At 73.3% G+C, this 16589-nt stretch carries 13 protein-coding genes; 11 read left to right on the top strand and 2 right to left on the bottom strand.

The genetic code is table 11. The annotated features are described in order from the left end of the window. From RBH18_RS26445 to RBH18_RS26395, 11 genes are all read left to right on the top strand, one after another. Positions 1–2467: Rne/Rng family ribonuclease (locus tag RBH18_RS26445; RefSeq protein ID WP_306212459.1), on the top strand; the 2467-nt coding region annotated here is incomplete at its 5' end. Positions 2468–2633: 166 nt separating this feature from the next. Beyond that, positions 2634–3188, top strand: a complete 555-nt coding sequence (locus RBH18_RS26440; RefSeq protein WP_306212457.1) for a hypothetical protein — start codon at positions 2634–2636, stop codon at positions 3186–3188. A gap of 233 nt (positions 3189–3421) precedes the next feature. After that, a complete protein-coding gene (gene rplU / locus RBH18_RS26435) occupies positions 3422–3736 on the top strand; it encodes a 50S ribosomal protein L21 (RefSeq protein ID WP_305788835.1) in 315 nt (104 codons plus the stop codon). A 12-nt stretch (positions 3737–3748) separates the two neighbouring features. After that, positions 3749–4015, top strand: a complete 267-nt coding sequence (gene rpmA, locus RBH18_RS26430) for a 50S ribosomal protein L27 (RefSeq protein ID WP_306212454.1) — start codon at positions 3749–3751, stop codon at positions 4013–4015. 162 nt (positions 4016–4177) lie between these two features. Next, on the top strand, positions 4178–5674 hold the full coding sequence (gene obgE, locus RBH18_RS26425) for a GTPase ObgE (RefSeq protein WP_306212452.1): 1497 nt from the start codon (positions 4178–4180) through the stop codon (positions 5672–5674). A gap of 60 nt (positions 5675–5734) precedes the next feature. Then, positions 5735–6181: a GNAT family N-acetyltransferase gene (locus RBH18_RS26420; protein WP_306212450.1), complete on the top strand. Its 447-nt coding sequence runs from the start codon at positions 5735–5737 to the stop codon at positions 6179–6181. A 64-nt stretch (positions 6182–6245) separates the two neighbouring features. Next, positions 6246–8744, top strand: a complete 2499-nt coding sequence (pepN, locus tag RBH18_RS26415) for an aminopeptidase N (RefSeq protein ID WP_306212448.1) — start codon at positions 6246–6248, stop codon at positions 8742–8744. Positions 8745–8803: 59 nt separating this feature from the next. Next, entirely contained in the window at positions 8804–10264 is a 1461-nt protein-coding gene (locus RBH18_RS26410) for an ATP-binding protein (protein ID WP_306212446.1), read from the top strand. Between the two features lie 98 nt (positions 10265–10362). Next, complete coding sequence (gene nadD / locus RBH18_RS26405) at positions 10363–10950, top strand: nicotinate-nucleotide adenylyltransferase (protein WP_306212444.1); 588 nt, start codon at positions 10363–10365, stop codon at positions 10948–10950. Between the two features lie 114 nt (positions 10951–11064). Continuing rightward, positions 11065–11472, top strand: coding sequence for a ribosome silencing factor (rsfS, locus tag RBH18_RS26400; RefSeq protein ID WP_306212442.1), 408 nt, complete (start codon positions 11065–11067; stop codon positions 11470–11472). Further along, a complete protein-coding gene (locus RBH18_RS26395; RefSeq protein ID WP_306212440.1) occupies positions 11469–12107 on the top strand; it encodes a histidine phosphatase family protein in 639 nt (212 codons plus the stop codon). The genes rsfS and RBH18_RS26395 overlap by 4 nt, the downstream gene beginning before the upstream one ends. A gap of 998 nt (positions 12108–13105) precedes the next feature. Here the strand turns inward: RBH18_RS26395 and RBH18_RS26390 are convergent. Together RBH18_RS26390 and RBH18_RS26385 are read right to left on the bottom strand one after the other, a co-directional pair. Beyond that, a complete protein-coding gene (locus RBH18_RS26390) occupies positions 13106–15520 on the bottom strand; it encodes a ComEC/Rec2 family competence protein (protein ID WP_306212438.1) in 2415 nt (804 codons plus the stop codon). Next, the gene (locus RBH18_RS26385) at positions 15517–16353 is read right to left on the bottom strand and encodes a helix-hairpin-helix domain-containing protein (RefSeq protein WP_372338989.1); all 837 of its coding nucleotides are present in this window, start codon (positions 16351–16353) and stop codon (positions 15517–15519) included. The genes RBH18_RS26390 and RBH18_RS26385 overlap by 4 nt, the downstream gene beginning before the upstream one ends. Between the last annotated feature and the right edge of the window lie 236 nt (positions 16354–16589).

Here is a 16589-nt window from a genome sequence, read left to right as displayed (position 1 = left end):
CGCGGAGGCCGACGAGGCCGCCGTCGCCGAGCCGGTGGAGACCGCCGAGCCGGTGCTGGAGGAGGCCGACGAGACGTCGGACGACGTCGAGGACGGCGTCGACGAGGACGAGGACGACGAGGCTGGTGGCCGTCGCCGCCGGCGTCGCGGCCGCCGGGGCCGGGGCCGCGGCAAGGGTCCCGCCGACGAGGGCGACGAGGCCGCCGAGGCCGAGGCCGAGGCGGAGGCCGACGAGAGCGCGGACGCCGAGGCCGACGACAGCGAAAGCGACGAGGGCGACGGGGTCACCCGGCGCCGGCGCCGCCGCCGTCGCAAGGGCTCGGGGGACACCGAGGCCGGCGGCGTCGAGGACGGCGTGCACACCGTCGTGCGGGTGCGCGAGCCGCGCCGCAGCGACGAGGTGCAGGGCGTCTCCGGCTCGACCCGGCTCGAGGCCAAGCGCCAGCGCCGCCGGGACGGCCGCGAGCAGCGCCGCACCCGCCCGCCGATCCTGAGCGAGTCGGAGTTCCTGGCCCGCCGCGAGGCGGTCGACCGGGTCATGGTCGTGCGGCAGAAGCCGGACCGGCTGCAGATCGCCGTGCTCGAGGACGGCATCCTGGTCGAGCACTACGTGTCCCGGACCACCTCCGGCACGATGGTCGGCAACGTCTACCTCGGCAAGGTGCAGAACGTGCTGCCGAGCATGGAGGCCGCGTTCGTCGACGTGGGCCGCGGCCGCAACGCCGTGCTCTACGCGGGCGAGGTCAACTGGGACGCGACCGGGCTCGAGGGGCGCTCCCGCTCGATCGAGCAGGCGCTGCGCTCCGGCGACTCCGTGCTCGTGCAGGTCACCAAGGACCCGATCGGGCACAAGGGCGCCCGGCTGAGCAGCCACATCGCGCTCTCCGGCCGGCACCTGGTCTACGTGCCCAACGGCAACGCCTCCGGGATCAGCCGCAAGCTGCCCGACACCGAGCGCAAGCGGCTGCGCGACGTCCTCAAGAAGCTCGTCCCCGACGGCGCCGGCGTGATCGTGCGCACCGCCGCCGAGGGCGCCAGCGAGGACGAGCTCGCCCGCGACGTCAAGCGGCTGCAGGCCCAGTGGGAGGACATCCAGGCGAAGGCGGCCCAGGGCCACGCGCCGGTCGCCCTCTCCGAGGAGCCGGACCTGGTCATCCGGGTCGTCCGGGACCTCTTCAACGAGGACTTCCGCGAGCTGGTCGTGCAGGGCGAGCAGGCGTACTCGGAGATCGAGAACTATCTGCAGTCGGTCTCGCCGGACCTGGTCGAGCGGCTGCACCGGCATGTCGGCACCGCGGACGTCTTCGCCGACAAGCGCATCGACGAGCAGATCCTCAAGGCGCTCGACCGCAAGGTGTTCCTGCCCTCCGGCGGCCACCTGGTGATCGACCGCACCGAGGCGATGACGGTCGTCGACGTCAACACCGGCAAGTACACCGGCGCGGGCGGCAACCTCGAGGAGACGGTCACCCGCAACAACCTCGAGGCGGCCGAGGAGATCGTGCGCCAGCTGCGGCTGCGCGACCTCGGCGGCATCGTGGTGATCGACTTCATCGACATGGTGCTGGAGAGCAACCGCGAGCTGGTGCTGCGCCGCCTGACCGAGTGCCTGGGCCGGGACCGGACCAAGCACCAGGTCACCGAGATCACCTCGCTCGGGCTCGTGCAGATGACCCGCAAGCGGATCGGCTCGGGGCTGCTCGAGGCCTTCAGCGAGACCTGCGACCACTGCAAGGGCCGCGGCGTGCTGATCCACGCCGAGCCCGTGCCGGAGAAGCGCTCGAACGGCAACGGCAACGGCAACGGTGCCGCGAGCCAGGTCAAGGCCGTGGCCGCGGCCGCCTCGGCGCCCACCGCACCCGCCCCGCAGAGCTCCGGCAAGTCCCGCCGGCGCCGTGGCGGCTCCGCCGAGCCGGCCGGGGTCCAGGCGCTGGCCGAGCCGGTCGAGGCCTTCGGCGAGATGCCGGTGCCGGTGCCGTCCGAGGTCGTGGTCACACCCGAGCCGGTCGCCGCTCCGGGGGCGCCGTCCTCGGACGTGACCTCGGAGGACCCGGCCGCGGAGGTCGCCGGTCTGCCGCCGGCCCCGCAGACGTCGGGCGTCATCGGCTCGGGCGCCATCGGCGCGGGAAGCACCGGGTCGGGCGTCATCGGGTCGGGGGTCATCGGTTCCGGGGCCGGCAACGCGGCGGGGTCCGGCATCATCTCCCCGGCGCCGCGGCTGACCAGCAACGACGACTCCGGCGACGACTACGACATCAGCGGGTACGACCTGTCGCGCTACGGCAGCTCGTACCCGGAGGCGGACGCCGAGCCCGAGTCCGACACCGAGCCGCTGCAGCTGACCGGCGCCGACGACCCGGACGCCGCCGGCGACGACGACGAGGACGACGACGAGCCGGTGGGCGCCGGGACGGGTGGCCGGCGCCGGTCACGCCGCAGCGGCTCCCGGCGGCGTACCCGTCCGTAGGTAGGCGCGAGTCTCGACGGCCCGGGCGGTTCCGGCAGGTTCTCCCTGCTGGGGCCGCCCGGGCCATCTTGCGTGATCGATCTCCGCTATCCTCGCGACACCCCTCCCCGGTGCATCCCCCATGCCGCACCGGGCCGTGGGACCCCCGATCCGCGAGGAGACCGTCATGCGACGTCTGTTGTGCGCTGCCGCCCTGACCAGTGCCGTCCTGCTGAGCGCCTGTTCCGGCGCCGATTCGTCCCCGTCGGCGTCCGCGCCCGGCGCCGGCGTCTCCCCGGGGGCAGGCGTCTCGCCCGCCGCCGGAGCGCCGGCTGCCGCCGCCACGTCCCCCGCGGCCGCCGGGTCCTCCGCCGGGACGGCCGCCGGCAGTGGTGACAAGGCTCTCGCCGACGACTCGAAGGCGATCTGCGACCAGGCGGCCCGGGTCGGCACGGAGGCGGGCAAGACTTTCGTGGCCGACCTCCAGCTGCTGATCGACGCCGAGTCCGCCAAGGACGCCGCCTCGGCCGCGCAGGCCAAGGAGAAGACCAGCCGCGACGTGCAGAACTACTCGGACGCGCTGGTCGACATGGCCTCGCTGGCCGGCGACCCGCAGCTCAAGAAGGTGCTGTCCGGGATGGGCAAGCAGGTCGCGGCGCTCAAGGGCGACGTCCGCAAGCTCGACGCCGACAAGCTGGCGGCCCTGCAGGACGACCTGGCCGAGGCGTGTGGCACGGATTGAGCGTCGGGTATCCTTGACCAGGTCGGCCGGGCGCTCTCGTCCGGCCGCGGGCGGGGCTGTCCCTGGTTTGGGTGCGGGCCCGGTCATGAAGTAAGCTGTCCAGCGGTGCTTTTTCAGGCGCCGTCGGTCCCAGGCAGCCGGTTCTGTGCGAGATTTCGCCATGAGCCCGCCGGGACCCGTTCCATCCGCCAAGCAGCGGCATCGCTGCGTAAGTCTCAGGGAGTCCGCGTCTCATGTACGCGATCGTCAAGACCGGCGGCAAGCAGTACAAGGTTGCCGAGGGCGACGTGATCGAGGTCGAGAAGCTCGCGGGTGTGCCCGGCGACTCGCTGAGCCTCGCCGCGGTCCTCCTCGTCGACGGTGACAACCTGGTGACCGACGCGGCCAAGCTTGCCAACGTTGTGGTGTCCGGCGAGATCGCCGAGCACACCAAGGGTCCGAAGATCCGGATCCACAAGTTCAAGAACAAGACCGGATACCACAAGCGCCAGGGGCACCGCCAGCCGCTGACCCGCGTCAAGGTGACCGGCATCTCCAGCGGGAAGTAGGGGCGAACCGCCATGGCTCACAAAAAGGGTGCTTCCAGCTCGCGTAACGGCCGTGACTCCGCCGCCCAGCGGCTCGGGGTGAAGCGGTTCGGTGGCCAGCTGGTCAAGGCCGGCGAGATCATCATCCGGCAGCGCGGCACGAAGTTCCACCCGGGCGACCTGGTCGGCCGGGGCAGCGACGACACGCTGTTCGCGCTCGCCGCGGGCAACGTGCTCTTCGGCCACACGCGCGGTCGCAAGACCGTCAGCATCGTGCCGGTCGGGGCTGCGGCCGAGTAAGGCCGACGCCCGGCGCCGCACGCGCAGCGTCTCAGCGGGCCGTGGACCCTGAAGGGGTTCGCGGCCCGCTGGCATTTTTTCCGGGACAATGGTGTTGTCCCCCCGGGGGAGCGTGGCCCCTCTGAGAATGCGCCGCGCAGATCATGATGGGGAGTTCTTCAGGTGGCTACGTTCGTCGACCGGGTTGTGCTGCACCTGCAGGCGGGTGACGGCGGCCATGGCTGCGTGTCCGTGCGCCGGGAGAAATTCAAGCCGCTGGGCGGCCCCGACGGGGGTAACGGCGGGCACGGCGGCGGGATCACCCTGGTCGTCGACCCGCAGCAGCACACGCTGCTCGACTTCCACTTCCGCCCGCACATCAAGGCGACCAACGGCGGCGGCGGCGCGGGCGCCAACCGGGACGGCGCCAACGGCCAGGACCTGGTGCTCAAGGTGCCGGACGGCACGGTCGTGCTGACGCCCGAGGGCGAGGTGCTGGCCGACCTGATCGGCGAGGGCGCCACGTTCGAGGTGGCCCGCGGGGGCCGGGGCGGGCGCGGCAACGCGTCGCTGGCCAACACCCGGCGCAAGGTGCCCGGATTCGCGGAGCTGGGCGAGCCGGGCGACGCGATGGACGTCGTGCTGGAGCTGAAGAGCGTCGCCGACGTCGGCCTGGTCGGCTTCCCGTCGGCCGGCAAGTCCTCGCTGATCTCGGTGATCTCCGCGGCGAAGCCGAAGATCGCGGACTACCCGTTCACCACGCTGGTGCCGAACCTCGGCGTGGTCCAAGCGGGCGAGCACACGTTCACCGTCGCCGACGTGCCCGGCCTGATCCCGGGCGCGGCCACCGGCAAGGGGCTGGGGCTGGAGTTCCTGCGGCACATCGAGCGGACGTCCGTACTGCTGCATGTCCTGGACTCGGCGGCGCTGGAGATCGAGCGCGACCCGATCGCCGACCTGGAGGCGATCGAGGCGGAGCTCGCCGCGTACGGGGGGCTGGAGGACCGGCCCCGGATGGTCGCGCTCAACAAGATCGACGTGCCGGACGGGCGGGACCTGGCCGAGATGGTCCGGCCGGATCTGGAGGCCCGCGGCTTCCGGGTGTTCGAGGTGAGTGCGGTCACCCGCGAGGGGCTCAAGGAGCTGACGTACGCGCTGGCCGAGGCCGTGGCCGCCAACCGGCTGGCCGCGCCGCCCGCCGAGCCCAGCCGGACGATCGTGCGCCCGCGCGCGGTCGACGAGAAGGGCTTCACCATGGAGCGGGACGACGAGGGCGTCTGGGTCGTCCGGGGCGTCCAGGTCGAGCGCTGGATCAAGCAGACGAACTTCGACAACGACGAGGCCGTCGGCTATCTCGCGGACCGGCTCGAGCGGCTCGGCGTCGAGGCGATGCTGGCCAAGAAGGGCGCCCAGCCCGGCGACCCGGTGCGCATCGGCACCCACGAGTTCGACTGGCAGCCCGACGCCGGGGCCTACGTGTCCGGCCCGCGCGGCACGGACATCCGGCTCGAGGAGCCGGCCGGCCGGGCGACCGCGGCGCAGCGTCTCGCCGCCCGCAAGGCCCGCCGGGTCCGCTCCGACGACGAGCTGCTGCACATGAGCGACGACGGCACGGTCACCACGCTGTCCATGGCGAGCAAGCCGGTGCTGGTCGAGGACGACGAGGACGACGAGGAGTGATGGGCTCCCGTTGGGATTCCGGCAACCCGCCGGAAATGGACGCCACTTAGAGTCACGGACATGCTGATCGAGTCCCGGCCCGCCGACGATGCCGAGCTGGCTGCTCTGCTCACCGCCCAGCAGCGGGAGCTGCGGGAGGCCGGCCGGGAGTTCGCGGCGTACTCGCTGCACGACGACACCTCGTACCTGGTGGGTGTCAAGGACTGGCGGGTCATGGCGTGTGCCGGGTGGCGGCCGCTCGGGACGCGGGTCGCCGAGCTGACGAGGATGTATGTCCGGCCGGCCTACCGTAACCGCGGCTACGGCCGGCAGCTGATCGTCGCCCTGGAGGAGGAGGCGCTGGCCGACGGGCGGCCGGTGCTGCGCCTGGAGACGGGCACGTATCTGCCGGCGGCGCTCGCGCTCTATCGATCGGCGGGTTACGAGACCATTCCCGCGTACGGGGAATATGTCGGCAATCCGTACAGTGTCTGCTTCGAGAAGTCACTGGTAGTGACGTCCGGCTGAGACTTTCTCGCCACGCGGGCGTCGCGTCGCGGCGGCGCCCGGCGCGCCCGGCATGATGGGCGGCATGCCGAGCCTGACCCGCGCCGAGGCGACCGCCCGAGCCGCCACTGTCACTGTCACCGGGTACGCCGTCGATCTGGACCTCACCGGCGGGGGCGACACCTTCCGCTCCCGCACGGTGCTCACCTTCGACGCCTCCGAGGGCGCCACCACCTTCGTCGAGCTGGAGCCGGAGCGCCTGCTGTCGGCCACGCTCAACGGGACGCCCGTCGACCCCTCGGCCCTGGCCGGCGAACGGCTCGCGCTGACCGGCCTCGCCGCGACGAACGAGCTGGTGGTCGAGGGCGAGATGCGCTACTCGAACACCGGTGAGGGCCTGCACCGCTCGGTCGACCCGGCGGACGGGCGTACGTACCTCTACGCGCACATGTTCCTCGACGGCGCCCGCCGCATCTTCCCGTGCTTCGACCAGCCCGACCTCAAGGCGCCCGTGACGCTGTCGGTCACCGCGCCGGACGACTGGATCGTGGCCGCCAACGGCGAGCGCGACGGCGAGCCGGTCGCCGGGAAGTGGACCTTCGGGACCACCAAGCCGCTGGCGACGTACTTCGTGTCGTTGATCGCCGGGCCCTATCACGTGTGCACCGACGAGCACGACGGCATCCCGCTGGCGCTCTACGCCCGGCAGGCGCTCGCCGAGCACCTGGACGCGCAGGCCGAGGACATCTTCACGGTCACCAAGCAGTGCCTCGACCGCTACCACGAGATCTTCGACACCCGCTATCCGTTCGGCCACTACGGCCAGGCGTTCGTGTCGGAGTTCAACTTCGGCGCGATGGAGAACCCGGGCATCGTGGTCTTCCGCGACGAGTTCATCTACCGGTCGGCGGTCACGGAGAGCGAGCTCGAGGGCCGGGCCATGGTCATCGCCCACGAGATGGCCCACCAGTGGTTCGGCGACCTGGTCACCATGGCCTGGTGGGACGACCTGTGGCTCAACGAGTCGTTCGCCGAGTACCTGGGCACGCGCATCACCGCCGAGGCGACGAAGTACACCGGCACGTGGACGACCTTCGCCATGAACCGCAAGGCCTGGGGGCTGCGCGCCGACCAGCGGCCGTCCACGCATCCGGTCGCCCCGGAGGAGGTCGACGACACCGACCTGGCACTGCTCAACTTCGACGGCATCTCGTACGCGAAGGGGGCCGCCGTCCTGCGCCAGCTCGTCGCGTACGTGGGGGACAAGGCGTTCCTGGCCGGGCTGAACGAGCACTTCACGGCGCACGCGTACGGGAACGCGACCCTCGCCGACCTGCTCGCTGCCGTGTCCCGGGCCAGCGGGCGCGACCTCGGGGCCTGGGCGGACGTGTGGCTGCGCAGTGCCCAGGTCAACACGCTGCGCGCCGAGGTGTCGCGCGCGGACGACGGAACGTACGCCGACGTGGCCCTCGTCCAGGCCGCACCGGACGCCTATCCGACGCTGCGGCCGCACCGGCTCGGCATCGGCCTCTACGACAGAGGTACGGACGGGACCGTCACGCTGCGGCGCCGTGTCGAGGTGGATGTGGACGGGGGGCGTACCGTGATCTCCGAGCTGGCCGGGGAGCCGGCGGCGGACCTCCTGCTGGTCAACGACGGCGATCTGACCTACGCCAAGGTCCGGCTGGACCCGGCGTCCGCGGAGGCCGTGCCGCAGCTGCTGCCGCTGCTCGACGACTCGCTGGCCCGCGCCGTGCTGTGGAGCTCGATGCTGGACGCGGTCATCGACGCCGAGCGCCCGGTCGCCGAGCTCGTCACGCTGGTGCTCGCCGCGCTGCCGGTCGAGCGCGAGGTCGTCATCGTCGAGGACGTGCTGCGGATGACGCGCAGCCTGGTCGACCGCTATCCGACGCCGGAGACCCGGCCCGCCGCGCTCGAAATGCTCGCGCAGGCGTGCGACCGGCTGATCGCGGTGGCCGACCCCGGCGGCTCGATCCGGCTGGCGGCGGTGCGCGGCCTCATCGGCACGACGACCGACACGGTACGGCTGCGGGGCTGGCTGAACGGCGAGAACGTCCCCGAGGGCCTGGAGATCGACACCGACCTGCGCTGGCTCATCGTCTACCGGCTGGCGATCCTGGGCGCGGCCGGCCCCGAGGACATCGACGCGCAGTACGAGGCGGACCGCAGCCCGTTCGGCGAGCAGGCGGCCGCCCGGTGCCGCGCGGCAATCCCGACGGCGGAGGCCAAGGCGCGGGCCTGGGACTTCGTCATCAACGACCCGGAGGCGTCCAACCGCATCCTCGAGGCGACGGCGCAGGGCTTCTGGCAGCCCGAGCACCTTTCGCTCGTGGCCCCGTACGCGCCGCGCTACTTCGCCGAGATGCCCGGCATGCTGGAGCGGCGGGGCGGGATGAGCGGGGAGCGGATCGCCACGATGGCGTACCCGTCGGTGGTGGTGGCCGAGAGCACCCGGGAGCTGGCGGCCGAGCTGCTGGCCTCCGACAAGACCTCCTCGATCCTGCGCCGGGTCGTGGTCGACGGCGACGACGACGTGCGACGGGCGCTGCTGGCCCGAGGTTGAACCATTCTGGGCGTTTTGTGTCGGAGGACCGGTTAGCCTCGTTCTGACGGGGGTGAGCGGTGGAGTGGTCCGACGCGCTGACCGGTGGGCTGCTGGCGGCCGTTCCGGATGCGGTCCTGGTGCTCGGCCAGGACCGGCGGATCGTGCTGGCCAGCGACCGGGCGCTGGAGGTCTTCGGCCGGGCCCGGAGCGACCTGCTCGGGCGGTCGGTCGACGAGATGGTGCTCTCGGGGCGCTCCACCACGCGCGGGAAACGGCGCGACGGCTCGGAGTTCCCCGCGGAGGTGTCCTTCGCCGCGGTCGGTGACCACGCCGTGATGGTCATCCGGGACGTGAGCGAGCGGGTCGCGCTCCGCGCCGAGGTCCACGCCCAGCGGCAGCGCCGGCTCGAGGCCCTCGGCCAGCTCGCCGGCGGTGTGGCGCACGACTTCAACAACCTGCTCGGCGTGATCGTCAACTATGCGGGCTTCGTCATCGAGGAGGCGCAGTCGCCGCAGCCCGACGCGTCGATCATCGCCGCCGACGCCAAACAGGTCGTGCAGGCGGGCGAGCGGGGGACCGCGCTGACGCACCGGCTGCTCAAGTTCGCGCGGCGGGATGTCTCCCGGCCGCAGGTGCTCGACGTCAACGAGGCCGTGGCGGCCGCCTCCGAGGAGCTGCGGGCCACGGCCGGCGACGACGTCCGGCTGATCGTCCGGCCCGCCACGAACCTGCCGTCGGTCAGCTGCGACCCCGGCCAGCTCGAACAGCTCCTCGTCAACCTGACCGCCAACGCGCGCGACGCGATGCCGTCCGGCGGCAACCTGGTGATCGACACCGCGGTGGCGCACCTGGCACCGGACGAGCATCCGGAGCTGGCGCCCGGGGAGTACGTACGGCTGCGGGTGTGCGACTCCGGGCGCGGCATGACTCCCGACGTCATCGAGCGCGCGTTCGAGCCGTTCTTCACGACCCGGCCGAACCACGAGGCGACCGGGCTGGGGCTGGCCTCGGTGCACGGCATGGTCACGCAGGCCGGCGGGGGAGTGAGCATCGCCTCCGAGCCGGGGGTGGGCACCACGGTGACCGTCCTGTTCCCGACCGCGGACTCGTCGGCGTCCGCGTCGTCGCCCGCGGCTGTCCCGGGTTCGCCGTCCGGGCTCGCCGGGAACGGGGAGACGCTGCTCGTCGTGGACGACGAGACGGCCCTGCGGGACGTCGCCGGCCGGATCCTGTCGGGCGCGGGTTATCACGTCCTGGCCGCTGACGGCGGCCCGAAGGCGCTGGAGCTGGCCGCGCGGCACGAGGGCTCGATCGACCTGCTGGTCAGCGACGTCGTGATGCCGGGCATGCTGGGCAACGAGCTGGCGGAGCGGCTGGTGGACGCGCGGCCGGACACGCGGGTGCTCTTCATGTCCGGGTACGCGCAGCCGGTGCTCGCCTCGCAGGGCACTCTCGACCCGGGCATCGCCCTGCTCGAGAAGCCCTTCACCGCGGAGGATCTGCTGGCGGCCGTCCGGCGGCGGCTGGACGGGGCATGATGATCTTGCGGCGGGTCGCTGCCCCAGCGGTTTTTCCTGCGGCCGCCCCGGTGATCTTTCCGGCGGGTGCCCGGGATGGCGTGATCTAGTATTCGTCGATGCGTGAACGGCGCCGGATCGGCATCATGGGCGGGACCTTCGATCCCATTCACCACGGTCACCTGGTGGCCGCCAGCGAGGTGCAGATGCGCTTCGACCTGGACGAGGTCGTCTTCGTGCCCACCGGGCAGCCCTGGCAGAAGGGCGTGGTCAGCCCCGCCGAGGACCGCTACCTCATGACGGTCATCGCCACCGCGTCGAACCCCCGCTTCCACGTGTCGAGGGCGGACATCGACCGGGACGGCCCGACCTACACGATCGACACCCTGCGGGACCTGCGAGCGGTGTACGGCCCCGAGGCGGAGCTCTACTTCATCACCGGCGCGGACGCCCTCGGCAAGATCCTCTCGTGGAAGGACGCGCTGGAGATGCTGTCGCTGGCGCACTTCGTCGGCGTCACGCGCCCCGGATACCAGCTGACCGACGAGCACCTGCCGGCGGACACGGCCACGCTCGTCGAGGTGCCCGCGATGGCGATCTCGTCCAGCGACTGCCGCGCGCGGGTCGCGAAGGGGCAGCCGGTCTGGTACCTCGTCCCCGATGGTGTGGTGCAGTACATCGCGAAGCGGGAACTTTATCGGGCGTGATGTCTTGTTTGCCGTTTTTGCGCTGCGGGGATTGTCGGACCCGTGTGAGAGGCTTGTAGCACTCGGCAATTCGCTGTCGCCGGGTCGTCAGAGAACCCGACTGAGGGGAGACCGGTGCCCGTCACCGACCGCGCCCGCGAGCTCGCGCTGACGGCAGCGCAGGCTGCCGCGGACAAGAAGGCTCAGGACATCGTCATCATCGACGTGGCCGAGCAGCTCTACATCACCGACGCGTTCGTGATCGCGTCGGCGTCCAACGAGCGCCAGGTCGTCGCGATCGTCGACGCCATCGAAGAGGCGCTGCTCAACCTCGAGGAGAAGGCCAAGCCCGTGCGCCGCGAGGGCGAGCGCCAGGGCCGCTGGGTCCTCCTCGACTACGTCGACATCGTGGTCCACATCCAGCACACCGAGGAGCGCGAGTTCTACGCCCTCGACAAGCTGTGGAAGGACTGCCCGACGATCGAGTTCGTCGACCGGGACGCCGCTGCGTCCGGCGCCGCAGCGCCTTCCGGGGCGGCATGACCACCACGCGCCTGATCGTCTGGCGGCACGGCAACACCGACTGGAACAGGGACGGTCGCGTCCAGGGCCAGACCGACGTTCCGCTCAACGACCTCGGTCGCCAGCAGGCCGTCGACGCGGCCGAGCTGCTCGTCCGGCTCCGCCCCGACGTCGTCGTCGCCAGCGACCTCAGCCGCGCGGCCGACACCGCGGCGGCCCTGGCGGCCCTCACCGGCCTCCCGGTCCGCCCCGACGAGCGCCTCCGCGAGCGCCACTTCGGCAAGTGGCAGGGGCTCACCATGGCCGAGGTCGCCGAGCAGCGCCCCGACGAGCACGCCCGCTGGAAAGCCGGCCAAACCGTCATCGGCGGCGACGTGGAAACCCTCGACGACCTGGGCAAACGGGTCGCCGAGGGGCTGGAGGCGGCCGCCGGCCTGGCCCCCGAGGGCGGCACAATCGTCGCCGCCACCCACGGCGCCGCGGCCCGCCAGGGCATCGGCCACCTGCTCGGCTGGCCGGCGGAGATGCTGCGCACCCTGCGCGCGCTGCAGAATTGCCACTGGGCCGAGCTCAGCCACGACGCCTCGCGCGGATGGCAGCTGGCCGCCTACAACGTGGGCCCCTTCACCGACCGCCCAGTGCCGCCGCCGGTCTGACGCCCGGCGCCGCCAGTCTGCCCGCCCGGTGTCGCGGGTCTGTTCGCCTCGGTGCCGTCGCGGGTTGACGCTTGGTTCCTTCGCTGGTCTGCCCGCTCGGTGCCGTTGCCGCTTTGGCGGTTGGTTCCGCCGGTCTGCCCGCCTGCTGCTGTCGCCGGTTTGACGCTTGGCCCCATCCGCCGGCCTGACAGCTCGGTGCCGCCGGTGCGGCCGTCCTTGCGCCGCTGCTCTGACGGCCCCCGGCGGCGGTGTCGGCTACCTTTCTCGACGGTCGCCCTGCTGGGCCGGATTCCGGCGACCGTCATCCGTGACGAGTGCTCCCGGTCTGATGGCTTCCTCGGTATTCGTGGGCGGAGGGTTTCTCGCCTCAGCCGCGCTGGAAGTGGCTACAGGTCGCACCCGGCACGAATTCACGTGACCGGAGCGGCATCCACGACGCCGGCCTGATTCTCGATGTCGCCCCGGCTCACCGGGCACGCGGCTCACGCTGACCAGGCACGCCCGGCACCTGCCCGGCCCCCCGAGGGGGCATGCGGCATGCGGGACGATGAGCGGCTCGTCGCTGCCTGGAGTGCCCGGCCTGCCCCGGGCGGTCGGAGCTTGCCGGCGACCGACCCACGGCCACCCTCGCCGACGTCGCCGCCGACCTGAGGGCAATGGCATAAGACTGCGGCAAAGGCCCGGGCCACAGCGACCACGCCCACCCGGCGAACGAGTACCGCACCGGACGTGCGTCACTTCGGATCAGCGCCGGCGACCTGGTCACCGTGGTGGCGATGGCGTCCTTGGTGCGGTCGGCGGGGGTCAGGGGCAGCTGGGGATTGCCGCGGGCAGTCACGGCCGGGCCGGTGGGGGTGGGGTCAGGGCGGCCGGGGTTGTCGCGGGCGGCCACGGTCAGGCTGGTGGGGGCGGCCGGGTTGTCGCGGGCGGCCACGGTCAGGCTGGTGGGGGCGGCCGGGTGGTCGCGGGCGGTTACGGCCGGGCCGGTGGGCGCGGGGTCAGGGCGGTTGGAGGTTGCCGCGGGCGGCCACGGCCAGGCCGGTGGGGGTGCGGACGGCGGCCAGGTCGCCGTGGTGGTCGGTGCGGAGGACTCGGGCGCCGGCCGTGGTGAGGCGGGCCAGGAGGGGCGGGTTGGGGTGGCCGTAGTCGTTGTCCGCGCCCACGGAGACCAGGGCCACGGCGGGGTCGACGGCGTCGATGAAGGCGGGGGACTGGTAGGCGGAGCCGTGGTGGGCGACCTTCAGGACGTCGGCGCGGATGGTGGGTGGGCCGAGGCGGTGGAGGAGGTCGTCCTGCTCTTCGGTTTCGGCGTCGCCCGGGAGCAGGATGCGGCGCCCGTCGATCGTTGCGGACAGGACGAGGGAGTTGTTGTTGGGGTCGGAGTTGGTGCCGTGCAGGGGCTCGACCGGGCCGAGCACGGTGAGGTCCAGGCGGCCTGCGGTGTAGCGCCACCCCGGGTGGACCGGCGCCATCGGGGTGCGGGTGCGGGCGGCCTGCTGCTCGACCGCGGCGCGGCCGGACGGGGGGTCGGGCCAGTCCGGGGTGGCGACTCCGGCGACGCTGCGGCCGCGGAACACCCCCGCGAGGCCGCCGATGTGGTCGACATGGAAGTGGCTGACCACGAGGAGGACCACCGCCCGGACGCCGAGCCGCCGCAGGCAGCCGTCGACCGCCTCCGGGTCGGGACCCGCGTCGATGACCACGGCGCGGCCCTCGGCCACGGGCAGCACCACGGCGTCGCCCTGGCCCACCGCGCACGCCACGATGATCCAGCGGGGCGGGGGCCAGCCGGCGACCAGGAGGCGTACGGGCAGGGCGCCCACCATGGCACTCACCGTCACCACCGCGACCAGCCGCCGCACGATCGCCCGCCGCGCTGCCACGAGCAACGCGACCGTGATGAGGGCCAGGAGCAGTGCTCCGGTGACGCCGCCGGGCCACGGCAGCGCGCCCGCGGGGACGTCAGCGCCGTAGGCCGCCACCAGCACGAGCCAGCGCGCCGGCCACTGACCCACCCACACGGCGAACTCCGCGGCCTGCGGCCAGGCGGGCGACACCACGGCGGCGCCCACGCCGAGCAGGGTCGCCGGGGCGATGGCGGGAACGACCAGCAGGTTTGCCGGCACGGCGACCAGGCTCACGGCGCCGGAGATGCCGGCCACCACCGGCCCGCACGCCGCCTGGGCCGCCGCCGGCACCGCGAGCGCCTCGGCGGCCCAGCCCGGCCAGCGGCGGGCGGTGAGTGCGTCCCGCCACCTCGGAGCGAGCAGCAGCAGGCCCCCGGTCGCCAGCACGGACAGCGCGAAGCCCAGGTCCGCCGCCAGCTCCGGGTCCATCACGACGAGGACCGCCACCCCGCCCGCCAGCGCCGGAACCGCCGCCCGGGGCCGCCCGCTCGCCAGCCCGATCAGGGCCAGCGCGCCCATGGCGGCCGCGCGCACCACACTGGGCGCCGGCCGGGCCAGCACCACGAACCCGGCGAGGGCCACCGCACACACCAGCGCCGTCATGACCGGGCCGGCTCGGAGCCGGCGCACCAGGGCGAGCACCACGCTCAGCAGGATGGCTATGTTCGCCCCGCTGACGGCGGTGAGATGCGTGAGGCCCGTTGCCCGGAAGTCCTCCTCGACCGCGGGGTCCATCCGGCTCGTGTCCCCGACGACCAGGCTCGGCAGCAGGCCGCCCACATCGTCCGGCAGAGGCTGGCACGCGCGCTGGAGACCGGCCCGCAGGCTTCCGGCCGCGCGTTGCGCCCATGACGACCGGCCGCGCAGCTCCGGCGCCGACCGCACCGACAGCACGGCCGCCGTCAGATCACCGCCCCGGGGAGCCAGCAGGCGTCCCGTCGCCGAGCCGTGCTGCCCCGGCAACAGCGACTGCCAGGCCGCTCCCGACCCCAGCACGAGCGCCCGGGTGGACAGTGTCACGGCCGGTCCGTCCTCCGGCTGGACGCCGGTGAGCCCGACCGCCACCAGGTACGTCGGCGGCAGCCCCGGCGACCCGTCGAGCGCTCGCGGGTCGTCGCGCACCACGAAGTCCACGCGCACGGTCGCCTCGGCGGCCACCCATCCCGCCAGCGGCTCGGCGTCCCGCACTCCGACCCGCGCTCCCGTGGCCACGGCCCCGCATCCGGCCCCGAGCAGCGCCGCGACGACGATCCACCGCAGCTCCCTGGCCTGGGGCCGCCCTTGCCGGGGCGCCGCTCGGCCCAGCACCCGGGACGCCCACGGGGACGCCGCCAGTGCCGCCGTGACGAAAGCGCCGGCTCCGAGCGCCGCACCCGCTCGCACGGACAGGTGGAGGCACGCCAGCCCGGCCAGCCAGAGCGCCACGGCAAACCCCGCCAGCCGCAGATCCGGGGCCTTGCGCTGCTGTGTGACAGGTGCCGAGCGGGACGAAGGCGGGCCGGTCATATCGTGACCAGGTCTTTGAGCTGCTCGTAGCGGGCGGTGCCGATGCCGTCGACCTGCTGCAGGTCGCTGACGGCCGCGAAGCCACCCCGGGACTCGCGGGCGTCGAGGATGCGCTGCGCCAGGACCGGCCCGACCCCGGGCAGGCCGTCGAGGTCCGCCAGCGTGGCGGTGTTGAGGTTGACCAGACCGGGAGGCGCGCTGGCTCCGGCGGGGCCCGCGGGCGCGGTCGGCGCGGCGCCGGGTGGGGGAGTGACGCCGACCATGATGAGCTCGCCGTCGACCACCTTGCGCGCCAGGTTGAGCGGCGCCACGTCGACGCCCGGCTCGGCGCCGCCCGCGGCGGTCAGCGCATCGGCGACCCGGGCGCCGGGCGCCAGCTCCACCAGCCCGGGCTTGCGCACCTTTCCACCGACGGCCACCACGATCGGCGCGCCCGCCGACGCACCCGACGACCCTGGCGCGGCGCTCGGAGCTCCCGGTCCCGCGACGCTTTGCTGACCCGGTGAGCCCGTGCCCGGGGAAGCCGCGGGTGCGCCGGCACCCAGCGGTGGCGGGACGACCTCCACCCGGGGACGGGCGCGCCACGCCAGGAACGCCGCCAGCGTCACCACGGCGACCGCCACCGCCACCAGCGCCCGCACGCCGCGCCGGCCGGGGTCGAACAGGCTCATGCGCCGGCCGGCGGGACCGTCGAAGGCCCCGGCTGCCGACAGCGCCGGGGGATCGGCGGCGAAGACGCCGGCGGCGACGGACTTGTGCACGGCCGGAGCAGGGGCGGGGGCCGGAGTGACGTCGTCCGGCCAGCCGGGCACGTCGGGCGGCCAGCCGGGCATCGCCTCCGACCACCCTGGCACCACGTCGGCCCAGGTCAGCGGGCCGTCGCCGGGCGGCGGGAGCGACGGATCCGCGGAGTCGTCCCCGCGAGCCGTCTCCTGCCCAGCCGTGATCCCGGGACGCCGAAACTCCTTCGTGTCCCATGCATAGCCCCGCAACGGCGGGGCTGCTCCCGTGTCGTCCTTCGCCTCTCCCACGCCGGCGACCGTAGGGTGCCAGCAGCGTCCTCGCCGCT

Source organism: Actinoplanes oryzae (genome assembly GCF_030757795.1).
Taxonomy (GTDB): Bacteria; Actinomycetota; Actinomycetes; order Mycobacteriales; family Micromonosporaceae; genus Actinoplanes.
Note: the sequence above shows the minus strand (reverse complement) of the source record. Positions and strands in the feature narration are given on the sequence as shown.

Coding starts and splice junctions, on each gene's coding strand:
- RBH18_RS26440 (WP_306212457.1), top strand. CDS start 2,634: ATGCGACGTCTGTTGTGCGCTGCCGCCCTGACCAGTGCCGTCCTGCTG.
- rplU (WP_305788835.1), top strand. CDS start 3,422: ATGTACGCGATCGTCAAGACCGGCGGCAAGCAGTACAAGGTTGCCGAG.
- rpmA (WP_306212454.1), top strand. CDS start 3,749: ATGGCTCACAAAAAGGGTGCTTCCAGCTCGCGTAACGGCCGTGACTCC.
- RBH18_RS26420 (WP_306212450.1), top strand. CDS start 5,735: ATGCTGATCGAGTCCCGGCCCGCCGACGATGCCGAGCTGGCTGCTCTG.
- pepN (WP_306212448.1), top strand. CDS start 6,246: ATGCCGAGCCTGACCCGCGCCGAGGCGACCGCCCGAGCCGCCACTGTC.
- nadD (WP_306212444.1), top strand. CDS start 10,363: ATGCGTGAACGGCGCCGGATCGGCATCATGGGCGGGACCTTCGATCCC.
- RBH18_RS26395 (WP_306212440.1), top strand. CDS start 11,469: ATGACCACCACGCGCCTGATCGTCTGGCGGCACGGCAACACCGACTGG.
- RBH18_RS26390 (WP_306212438.1), bottom strand. CDS start 15,520: ATGACCGGCCCGCCTTCGTCCCGCTCGGCACCTGTCACACAGCAGCGC.
- RBH18_RS26385 (WP_372338989.1), bottom strand. CDS start 16,353: ATGCCCGGCTGGCCGCCCGACGTGCCCGGCTGGCCGGACGACGTCACT.